This window comes from Mesorhizobium sp. M0598, assembly GCF_040320865.1.
Lineage (GTDB): Bacteria > Pseudomonadota > Alphaproteobacteria > Rhizobiales > Rhizobiaceae > Mesorhizobium.
Window position 1 is genome coordinate 17,584 of record NZ_JAMYQL010000050.1, and the last position, 10,078, is coordinate 27,661.

The following is a 10,078-nucleotide window of genomic DNA, read 5'->3' on the forward strand; positions in this document are numbered from 1 at the left end:
AACTGGCTTCCGATGTTTCGTGCCCTGGTGGTCGAAGACCAGACACTAATGCGTCTGGCACTGATGAACGAAGTGCAAGCGAGCTTCGAAAAATGCGTCGTCCTGGGTGCTGAGACGCTGACGATCGCCACTGCCGAGCTTCAAAACAATTATTTTGATCTGGTCGTCATCGATCCTGGCTTGCCTGGCTTTGATCCCACCTCACAGGGGGATCGCGTCGCAGTCGTTGACAAGATCATCGAGGCTTCACCCAGTGCAATTCATATTGTCATCACCGGTTCCGATAACCGTTGCGAGGCAGATGGCTTTCGGCAAATTGGCGCTGCCGCTTATCTCGGCAAGACCGGTCTTGCGCCCGGCGTGTTCAGCGACGTGCTGGACGATATTTCCACCAAGGGGTTCTCCTTGCGCCTTTCGCGGGTTGTCATGACCAAACCCGATTACCGATTTTCAGCCCTTACACCGCGCGAGCAGGAGGCCATCGACATGATGGCGCACCGTGCACCCGGCGTGAAACGCACGGAGATCTTTTCTCTCATGGCCGATCGCCTTGCCATTGAGCCCGGCTCGGCCGAGAAATACTACAAGCAGGCTCGCGCCAAGCTCATGCGGCAAGGCCATCGGCTCCCGCGGGGGCTGTGAGCCAATGGCGCCCATGATCGTCCATGGAATCAAGGTTCCTGTCGCACCACAGGATGTTTCGCCGGTTATCTGGCGAGCGCTTCAAAGCCAGAGCTATGAGGCTAAGGAGGCGAAGTGGATCTTCAGGGCGGTCAAGGCGCGCGATCGCGTACTGGAGCTAGGGTCGGGTATCGGCATCATCACCGCACTGATCGCGAAAATCCCCGGCGTTCAGGTATGGGCTTTTGAAGCAAATCCCGCAACGGCGGAGCTAGCGAAACGCGTGATAGCGGCGAACGATCTCGACAATGTCACATATTCCCAGGGTATCCTCACAGCCGGCCCGCCGCGGTCCTTCACCTTCTACGTTCGCCGCGACCTTTGGATGTCTTCCACGGACAAAGACCAAGGACCCTACGAGCGCGAACTTTCGATCGTCTCGGCCGACGTCGATCGTTTCATCACCGATCATCGAATAAACGCCCTCGTCATGGACATTGAAGGTGCTGAGAAAGAACTTCTGCAGGATGCCGAGCTGCCCGGGGTCGAGCGCATCTTTCTTGAGCTGCACGACCATCTCTATGGCCTTGACGGCATCCGAGACATCACGCTTGCACTGGCAGAAAAGGGATTTGCCTACGATCCGCGGGGCTCCCGAGGACCTTGCGTGCTCTTCGCCAAGAACGATGGACCCCGCGAATACGAGGATGTGGAAGATGTTGCGTAATGCTCTCGCTGTTATATTTGCCGTGGCCCTTCCGCTCGCCAGCGCCGCCGAGGAAATTCCGCTCGATCCCAACGAAGTGTCGGTTCAAGACGCCAGCGGCAAGACTGTCGCCGTTTTTTCAGTAAAGCAGCTGCGGGCAGACTTTCCACAACAGACCTATGACACGCGTACGCCTTGGACGAGCGACAACGAGAAAATCGAATATCGTGGGCCGCTGCTTGCAAATGTGCTTGCCAAGGCCGGAGTCACCGCCGTGCAGGAGGTCAAAGTTGTCGCCTATGACAACTTCGTTTCCGACATTCATATGGACGAAATCCGGTCTTATAATCCGATCCTGGCGATCGAACGTCGTTGCAACGAGAGTGACAAGGCCGGCTCGCATTGCCCGCCGGGCCAGGATTTCCGCCCGATCAGCATGGTAGAGAAAGGCCCCATCTTCATTGTTTGGCCCTTCGACCAATTGCCTGTTTCATATGTTCCCGCAAGAAACTCGATCTGGGTGTTTTTCCCAGTTATCCTGCGCGCCACGCAATGAAGTTCTTAAACGGCCGTTTGCTCACTGTTCTGCCGTATCTCGGTATGGCTGCAGCGCTTGGGCTGAGTGCGTGGACATTCATGCAATCGAACCGCTACCGTCAGGAGACGGATGCCATCCTCAATCAGACTTTCGAGATTCAGTGGCGCGCGGCACAGATTCGCGAGCGCCTTATACGAGTCTATGGCTATCTTCGCATTGCCGACGAGACGGGCAAGCTTGATGCGGACATCGATCGACAAATGGCGTTGGTGAACGTCAACGTCGCGCAGTTGGAAAACCTGCCCTATCTGAACCGCTTTTTTCCCGACCACGATGCCGAACTCCTGGGCCGAATTGGCCTAACCCTCGAACAGAAAATTGCCCCTCTTGTGTCAGCGCGTACAAACTACACCCAAGCCATTGCCGACATGGCCAAGCTGGAACAGTCAATTTACGAGATTTCCAGCTCTACCGTTGATCACAGTGCCACCTTGCAGCAGACCGCCAGCATCGACATTGCGGCCTCGCGCAACTGGTTCACCTTTGCCATCGCACTTGGCCTGGGTGCCACCTTTTATCTCGTTATCCATCAGCGCTATGCTTTGGCCAATCGCCGTGACCAGCATATGCGCTCGTTCGCTTCGCTCTTTGCGCATATGACCCGATCGCGGGTTACAGCCTTGAGGCTGTTCCTTGAGCACGCACAACCAGACAAGCAACCGAGCGGCGAAATGCTTGAGGCTGCGCGCAGTGCTGCTACTGAACTGGAATCGATCACCAACAGTGTCCTTCAGATCGCCTATGCGCCACAGGATTCCAGCACCGTGGCGCTCGGCCCACTCCTCGAGGATCTCGCGCACGATCGCAGCAGTTTGGTGCAAGTTTTGGTCGATCCTAAAGCACGTCTGCAACCTGTTCCGGCGACGCCGTTACGGTTGGTCGTTAATGAGCTGATAGAAAACGCTCTTGCCGCTCTATCCGGCACCAGAGACGCCCCAATTCTCATCTCCGCGACAGTCAAGCGACGTCCCTTCCTCCTGCGCAATTACCTCGTACTAGATGTGGCGGACAACGGCGCAGGCATGTCGCCTGCAATCGTTGTGAAGGCAACTACACCTTTCTTTTCAACGCGAGCTGGAAATCATACTGGCCTTGGACTGACCGCATGTTCCCAGATGGTCTCGACGCTGAAAGGAAGGCTCATCATCAACAGCGCTCCCGGTGCCGGCACAACCGTAGAGATCAGGATTCCGGTGCATTCGACTGCCGCCACGTCATGGCAGTCGTTCCTCAGGCGCGGGCGAAAAAAGGTACACACGTGGCGCGCCTAATTGTCAGCTCTGCTCCATTTTCACCTGAATTGCACCGGTATGCGCTATTACGGCGAAAACCTGCCAGGCATTCTGTCTAGCGCAGCTTAGACGGATGATGACGCTGGAAGTTCACGGCACTCTGAAATGAGAACCTACGCCTCCGGGTGCGTCAGAAACAGGTGGATCAGCTGACGGCGGGACCTTATCGGAAAAGAGGAAGGTCGCTGGATCAAGTTTCAACGCCTTGGCGATCGCGGCAATCGTGTCGACGCTGATATTGCCGCTTGCGCGTTCCAATTTCATGAATGTCGCCTCCGCCACGCCGATGAGCTCGGCCATCTCATAGCGGAGCAAAGTGCGTCGTTTTCGCTCAATGTCGATGATGTGCGCCAGACGCTTGCGGATCGCATTTTCGTCCAACTGATGCGCCCATTGGGTAAGTTTTTTTCCGCCCGCGAGCAGGTCTGCAACTGACACATGCAAGCCGCTTGCCATGATTTGCAACGTGGTCAGGGTGACATTGTTTTTCTGTCGCACGGTCTGGATGTAGGTTCGATACGCCAGTTTTTCGCCCTCGGCGGTCCGAAACAGCTCGGCCATGTGCATGTGGGATAGGCCACGTCTGGCTCTCTCCCGCTCGAGCGCCAGAGCAATGTTGGCGCGCAACGGGTTGTTGACCAGGCCCGCGTCGTCTCGTTTCATAAATCGATGTAGTCGCACAACCTGCCTTCTCGATCTGTCCTTTTTCGCGCGGATGATCCATAGTAAAGTATCAGAAACCGCAGCGAGGAAAAGGCTATGATCGTACTGAAATATCTCTTGGTGGGTGCCGCCGCCGTCGCGGGCGCCGCGGCTCTTCCATCCCAATCACAGGCATCGGAATGGGGCTGTCAGGTCCTCCTCTGCCTGTCCGGTGACTGGCAGGGCACTCCTTCTTGCCACCCGCCAACCTACAAGTTGATTGCGGCGATGAAAGCGCCGGGTTTTAACTGGCCGACCTGTCCACAAGCCAACTCCAGCGCCGCGAGATTCGAGAAGTATGAGGATTGTCCAGCTGGCTGGCAAGCAGCTGGCAGCTACGACTCCGATCGGCCAGGAATGATGCAAGAACGGAACATCTGTCGTATCAGCTCCGACAGGCTCACGCTGCCCGTCACTTTCACGAATAGTCGTCTCGGCCAAGACCATGACAACGGATCTCGACAGGCCCAGATCGAAATCAACGGTAGGTTGGTGACGGCAAAAATCCAGATCACGGGCAACGATAGAGGGCATTCCCTTGGTAATGGCCCCCACCTACTACACCATCTCTCGGCCGGTGCGCGGAAAGCCCTGGTTCATCGAGTATGACGACGCGAACGGCATGCGCCAGAAAAGCTGGTTCAATCTCAACATGCCATAAGCCAGGCGATCACGCAGGATGAGTCGCCATGAGGATCACAAGGCGTGTCTGTCCGGTTCATTCACCCCGGCGCCAGCGATAGCTTCGAGACAGCAATACGGTACTGGATCAGGGAAGGGTAATAAGTGTTGAAGGCGCTGCTCCTGTCGACTGCGATAATGGGCCCATGGGCAGGCTTGGCGGTGGCTAGCCAGAGCGAGAAGCCGCGATCGAGCGCGGACAATCCGATGTGGCCCGCTTCACTGAAATGGGACTGCAAGACCGCCGCCAAAATCGTGTGTGAGCGTGACGGCAGTTGCACAGTGGCCGAGGACCATACTAGGTTTGTGCTGAACTATGGCAGCAACGAAGCTGAGTTCCCGGCCAGCAATGTCAGGATCAAACGGCACTATCAACAGACCGTGCAGGCAAGCCCTTTGCAGCAGGAAGTTAAAGTCGAACTGGCTGACAATCGCGTTCTTTGGCTGACGGCCGTGGATGCCAGCCGCACTTATTCGGAAGCCTGGGTCGGCGCAATGAGCGAGTTGAAGGGCGGCGCGGTACTCATGGAATCCGAGGGCGTCTATTGTATGCCGCACAAGTGAGTGAGCCGAGAGGGAAGGCGAGCGAAAACCGATATGTTCTGACCTCGGGCGCCAGCCACCGGCGTTTCAGAAAAGTCCGGCATAACCGTCTTCCCGGTCTAGTTTCATCAGACGATCAGCCGTCGACTCCTGCGCAGCGGCGTCCTGACCCATCACGGCCAGCGCAGCGAACAGCCCAACAGATTTCCTCATCCAAGTCCCCTCACGCCAAGGACCAAGAACGTTTTGCCTTGCCTGACGAGAGCTGGGTGAGGATGGTCAGGAGGTCTTGCATGACTAACCTGTCAACAATGAAACGAACGTTCCATGGCACGGTGCTCGAGCGCATCGTGGTGGTGGGGCTGGGCGGCCTGCCCCTGACCGCAACGATCGACAATCTGCCGGAAGCGTATCCGGGCGGACAAGTCGCGCGAGGCGGGCGCCTGGGCCTGCTCGGCAATCGCGACATCATGGATACGCCGTTCAACCTAGGCAGCTACACGGCGCAAACGATCGAGGATCAGGGCGCACGCAGGGTGGACGACGTGATGATCAATGATCCTTGGTACGGAGCACCCATTCAACCGGCGGGATATTGGATTCCTTCTACATTCGCGGCTTTCCGATCAATGAAGGAAATTTTGGCGAGGTCGCGTTCGATGGTGTGTTCGGGGTCGCGCCGACCTATCGCTTGTTCACCGATTATATCGAGCGATCGAGGTTCTCAAAGGACCGGTGGCGCTCCTTTATGGCATCGCGCCGAACAGCAGTCTCGGGGGGTACGACCAATATCATCCCCAGCGCGCGGGCCGAGGTCGATCTGACACGGTCGAGCCCCCAGGGCGGCGGGCATCTCGATGTGAGCGGGTGTTTCGGCGCCGAGCGGCAGTTCGGGGCCCGATTCAACGGCAGCTATCACGGCGGCGACGCCGATCAACGACCAAAAGCGCGACGTGCCGGTGGTGACAATCTGCGGCGCGGGCCGCACCGGGCAACGGAGCGCCGATCGCCACGATCAAGCCTGGCCGGTCTGCCCTCGCGGTTTGCCGCCAATCGGATGTTATAGCTAATGCTAATGACGCGTCAGCACGCCGATTTTCTCACCGGTCCGGGAAAATCGGAAGATAATTCCTTATCTCTATAGATTTCGTCGAATATCGTCCGATCCCGACTTGGTAAGCGGCCATCCCCTTGGTGGAACAGGAGATCGACGAAGTGGCAAGAATTTCGGTTCTCGGCATATCGGGTGGCGTAAGCACGCCATCGCGCACGACTGCGGTGGTGAGCGCACTGGTCAAGGCGATCGCGCAGCGCACCCCGGCGGACACCGGCCTGATCGAAATCACCGAGGCGGCGCCTTCGATTTTCGCCGGGCTGTCTCGTCGTGCGCTCGGCGCGTCTGGCGAAGCGATCATCCAGCGTGTCGAGAAGGCCGACCTGCTCGTGGTCGGAACGCCGGTCTATCGGGCGTCCTACACCGGCGCTCTCAAGCACCTGTTCGACCTCGTCGATCATCGTGCACTGACGGGCAAGACCGTGCTTCTCGCGGCAACCGGCGGAAGTCCATACCATGGCCTGGTTCTCGAACATCAGCTCCGGCCATTGTTCGGTTTTTTCGGGGCCGTCACGGTCCCGACCGGCGTCTACGGCGCGCCCGACGATTTCGTCGATGCCAAGATCGTCGGCGCGGCGATTATCGAGCGCATCTCACGGGCCGCTACCGAAGCGATTTCCTTGCTTAATTCCAGTGATGCAAACACTGCCGTCGCCACGCGCGTCGGTTGAAGCCAATCAAAAGGGGAAACGAACGAAATGACCTCGAATTCCGACAACGTGAAATTCGCCTACTGGGTCCCGAACGTCTCGGGCGGCCTGGTCATCTCCAACATCGAGCAGCGGACCGGCTGGGACATCGACTATAACCGCAAGCTCGCCCAGATCGCCGAGGCCAACGGCTTCGACTACGCGCTGAGCCAAATACGCTTCACGGCCGGCTATGGCGCCGACAACCAGCACGAATCGGTATCGTTCAGCCATGCCTTGCTTGCGGCGACCACAACGCTGAAAGTCATCGCGGCGATCCTGCCCGGCCCATGGAATCCAGCGCTGGCGGCCAAGCAGATAGCCACCATCAACCACCTGACCAATGGCCGTGTCGCCGTCAATGTCGTCAGCGGCTGGTTCCGCGGTGAGTTCGCCGCCATCGGCGAGCTGTGGCTCGACCATGACGAGCGCTATCGCCGTTCGGAGGAATTCATCCGTGCGCTGCGCGGCATCTGGACCGAGGATAATTTCACTCTGAAGGGCGACTTCTATCGCTTTACCAACTACTCGATGAAGCCGAAGCCGATCGATCCGCAGCCGGAGATCTTCCAGGGCGGCTCATCACGCGCGGCGCGCGACATGGCTGCGCGGGTTTCCGACTGGTATTTCACCAACGGCAACACGCCGGAAGAGATCAAGAAGCAGGTTGACGACATCAAGACCAAGGCGAAGGCCAATGGCCACAAGGTCAAGATCGGCGTCAACGCCTTTGCCATCGCTCGCGAAACCGAGGCAGAAGCGCGCACCGTGCTCGACGAGATCATCGCCAAGGCCAATCCGGAGGCGGTGCAGGGTTTCGCCGATCAGGTCAAGAATGCCGGCAAGGCGTCGCCGGAAGGCGAGGGTAACTGGGCGAAATCCTCGTTCGAGGATCTTGTCCAATACAATGACGGCTTCCGCAGCAATCTCATCGGCACGCCGGAACAGATTGCCGAACGCATCCTCAAGCTGAAGGATGCCGGCGCGGATCTGATACTGCTCGGCTTCCTGCATTTCCAGGAAGAGGTGGAGTTCTTCGGCAAGCGCGTCATCCCTCTGGTGCGCGAACTGGAAGCGGCGCGCGACAGGGAGCTCGTCGCCGCGGAATAGGACACGCGCGGCCTCCAGGCCGCCGCCCGCACGCCTTCAAAATCAGGGACGTTTCATGATTGGTGCTTCGCTGGGAGCCGCCGCATACGAGCGCGCGCCCGAAATTTCCGGCATTCTTGCTGGTGCTGGTCCCGTCGAGGACACGCGCCCGGCGCGCCTGTCGGCAAAGGCTGATGCGATCCTGGCGCTGGGCGGGATCAGCATTTCCTTTGGTGGCGTCACGGCACTGCGGGATGTCGACCTCGAGGTCAAAAGCCGCGAGATCCGCGCTGTGATCGGTCCCAATGGCGCCGGCAAATCCTCCCTGATCAACATCATCAGCGGCCTCTATCACGCCGATCAGGGCAAGATCGCGATCGATGGCCAGTCCTTCTCCCGGGTGTCGGCAAGCCGTCTGGCACGGCTCGGCGTCGCGCGTACCTTCCAGAACCTGGCACTGTTCGGTGGGCTTTCAGTGCGCGACAACATCGCGTCGGGCCGCGTCCACACCCGGCGCGCCAGCTTCGTCGAACATATCGCCGGTCTACCGCGCGCCCGGCGCGAAGATGCCGCGATCGCTGAAAAGGTCGACCAGACAATCGCCTTCCTGCATCTCGAGGCCGTCGCCGATCGCCTGGTCGCGACGCTGCCCTACGGCCTGCAGAAGCGGGTCGAACTGGCGCGCGCGCTCGTCGCCGAGCCGAAGATCCTGCTGCTCGACGAGCCGATGGCCGGCATGACGGCGACCGAGAAGGCCGAGATGGCCGGTTTCGTGCGCGCAGCGCGCGACCGCCACGACGTCACCATCATCCTCATCGAACACGATATCGGCGTGGTCATGGGGCTCTCCGACCGCGTCGCCGTGCTCGACTACGGCCGCAAGATCGCCGACGGGACACCGGCCGAGGTCAGGGCCAATCCGGCGGTGATCCGGGCCTATATCGGCACCGCCGAAGGCGAAGATGGCAAGGGCGTCTGATGAGCTACTATGATTTCCTCTTCGTCATCGAGGTGCTGGTCGGTGGCTTGCTCTCAGGCGTCATGTATTCGCTCGTCGCCATCGGTTTCGTGCTGATCTACAAGACGTCGGGCGTGCTGAACTTCGCGCAAGGGTCGATGGTGCTGTTCGCCGCACTCACCTTTGTCAGCCTTGTCGAACGCGGCATCCCGTTTGCGCTTTCAATGCTCATTACCCTCGCGGTCATGGTTGCGCTGGGCTTCACCATCGAGCGAACTGTGCTGAGGCCGCTGGTCAATCGCTCGCCGATGACGCTGTTCATGGCCACGCTTGGCCTGTCTTACATCATTGAAGGCGCTGCCCAGTTGGTGTGGGGCACACAGGTGCACGGGCTCGATCTCGGCATCGACGACACGCCGTTCGAGGTCGGCGGTATCCTGATATCGTCGTTCGATCTTCTTGCTGCAGGCATTGCCGCGGCGATGGTCGCCGGCTTGAGCGCATTCTTCTATTGGACCCGCGTCGGCCTAGCGTTTCGCGCCGTCGCAGACGACCAGTTCGCGGCGCTCGCCGTCGGGCTGCGGCTGCCCCGGATCTGGGGAACGGTGTGGACGGCCGCGGGGTTCGTGGCACTGGTCGCGGGGCTCTTGTGGGGCGCGCGCCTCGGCGTCCAGTTCTCGCTGTCGCTGATCGTGCTGAAGGCGCTGCCGGTGCTGGTGCTTGGCGGCTTCGATTCTATCCTCGGCGCCATCGTCGGCGGCCTCATCATCGGCGCCAGCGAGAAGCTCGCCGAGGTCTACCTCGGACCCTTTGTCGGTGGAGGCATCGAAGGCTGGTTCGCCTATGCGCTGGCGCTGGTCGTCCTGCTGGTGCGCCCCTCCGGCCTGTTTGGCCAGAAGACTGTCGAAAGGGTCTGACCGATGGCCGTGCAAGCGCTCGATCCCGCAAGGCTTCCCATCGACTGGCAGAGGTTAGCTCTGCTGGCCGCCCTGATTGCCGTGGCCTACGGCCTGATCCCCGCCTATGCGTCGAGCTATCTCGTCGAGGCGATCCTGCTGCCGTTCCTTGCGCTCAGCCTGGCGGCG

Annotated in this window: 13 protein-coding genes and 1 pseudogene; 12 read left to right on the plus strand and 2 right to left on the minus strand. The window is 59.5% G+C overall.

What is annotated here, in order from left to right:
* The first annotated feature begins 12 nt into the window (after nucleotides 1-12).
* From NKI59_RS32290 to NKI59_RS32305, 4 genes are read left to right on the plus strand one after another with little or no spacing between them, the layout of a single operon-like run.
* Nucleotides 13-642 (plus strand): response regulator, encoded by a 630-nt coding sequence (locus NKI59_RS32290; RefSeq protein WP_352453447.1) that lies wholly within the window; start codon nucleotides 13-15, stop codon nucleotides 640-642.
* 4 nt (nucleotides 643-646) lie between these two features.
* Nucleotides 647-1,348: an FkbM family methyltransferase gene (locus tag NKI59_RS32295; protein ID WP_352453448.1), complete on the plus strand. Its 702-nt coding sequence runs from the start codon at nucleotides 647-649 to the stop codon at nucleotides 1,346-1,348.
* Nucleotides 1,338-1,883, plus strand: coding sequence for a putative pterin-binding protein (locus NKI59_RS32300; RefSeq protein ID WP_352453449.1), 546 nt, complete (start codon nucleotides 1,338-1,340; stop codon nucleotides 1,881-1,883). Before NKI59_RS32295 ends, NKI59_RS32300 begins: the two co-directional genes overlap by 11 nt.
* The gene (locus NKI59_RS32305; RefSeq protein ID WP_352453450.1) at nucleotides 1,880-3,196 is read left to right on the plus strand and encodes a sensor histidine kinase; all 1,317 of its coding nucleotides are present in this window, start codon (nucleotides 1,880-1,882) and stop codon (nucleotides 3,194-3,196) included. The genes NKI59_RS32300 and NKI59_RS32305 overlap by 4 nt, the downstream gene beginning before the upstream one ends.
* A 111-nt stretch (nucleotides 3,197-3,307) precedes the next feature.
* Here NKI59_RS32305 and NKI59_RS32310 read toward each other — a convergent pair whose 3' ends face one another.
* Entirely contained in the window at nucleotides 3,308-3,880 is a 573-nt protein-coding gene (locus tag NKI59_RS32310; RefSeq protein WP_352453451.1) for a helix-turn-helix domain-containing protein, read from the minus strand.
* A 96-nt stretch (nucleotides 3,881-3,976) separates the two neighbouring features.
* Between NKI59_RS32310 and NKI59_RS32315 the strand changes: the two genes are divergently transcribed.
* Nucleotides 3,977-4,528: a hypothetical protein gene (locus NKI59_RS32315; protein WP_352708580.1), complete on the plus strand. Its 552-nt coding sequence runs from the start codon at nucleotides 3,977-3,979 to the stop codon at nucleotides 4,526-4,528.
* Nucleotides 4,529-4,705: 177 nt separating this feature from the next.
* Nucleotides 4,706-5,164 (plus strand): hypothetical protein, encoded by a 459-nt coding sequence (locus NKI59_RS32320; RefSeq protein ID WP_031195338.1) that lies wholly within the window; start codon nucleotides 4,706-4,708, stop codon nucleotides 5,162-5,164.
* 66 nt (nucleotides 5,165-5,230) lie between these two features.
* Here NKI59_RS32320 and NKI59_RS32325 read toward each other — a convergent pair whose 3' ends face one another.
* Nucleotides 5,231-5,356 (minus strand): hypothetical protein, encoded by a 126-nt coding sequence (locus NKI59_RS32325; protein ID WP_023722890.1) that lies wholly within the window; start codon nucleotides 5,354-5,356, stop codon nucleotides 5,231-5,233.
* Nucleotides 5,357-5,738: 382 nt separating this feature from the next.
* Here NKI59_RS32325 and NKI59_RS35220 point away from each other — a divergent pair, with 382 nt between their 5' ends.
* The 6 genes and pseudogenes from NKI59_RS35220 to NKI59_RS32355 all read left to right on the plus strand — a co-directional run.
* Entirely contained in the window at nucleotides 5,739-6,209 is a 471-nt protein-coding gene (locus tag NKI59_RS35220) for a hypothetical protein (protein WP_502898892.1), read from the plus strand.
* A gap of 149 nt (nucleotides 6,210-6,358) precedes the next feature.
* Nucleotides 6,359-6,928, plus strand: coding sequence for an FMN reductase (msuE, locus tag NKI59_RS32335; RefSeq protein WP_352708581.1), 570 nt, complete (start codon nucleotides 6,359-6,361; stop codon nucleotides 6,926-6,928).
* A gap of 27 nt (nucleotides 6,929-6,955) precedes the next feature.
* Nucleotides 6,956-8,056, plus strand: a complete 1,101-nt coding sequence (gene sfnG / locus NKI59_RS32340) for a dimethylsulfone monooxygenase SfnG (protein ID WP_023722893.1) — start codon at nucleotides 6,956-6,958, stop codon at nucleotides 8,054-8,056.
* A gap of 55 nt (nucleotides 8,057-8,111) precedes the next feature.
* Nucleotides 8,112-9,014, plus strand: coding sequence for an ABC transporter ATP-binding protein (locus NKI59_RS32345; RefSeq protein ID WP_352708582.1), 903 nt, complete (start codon nucleotides 8,112-8,114; stop codon nucleotides 9,012-9,014).
* Nucleotides 9,014-9,910 (plus strand): branched-chain amino acid ABC transporter permease, encoded by an 897-nt coding sequence (locus tag NKI59_RS32350; protein WP_352453924.1) that lies wholly within the window; start codon nucleotides 9,014-9,016, stop codon nucleotides 9,908-9,910. The genes NKI59_RS32345 and NKI59_RS32350 overlap by 1 nt, the downstream gene beginning before the upstream one ends.
* Before the next feature lie 3 nt (nucleotides 9,911-9,913).
* A pseudogene (locus NKI59_RS32355) lies at nucleotides 9,914-10,078 on the plus strand (branched-chain amino acid ABC transporter permease); the annotation flags it as partial.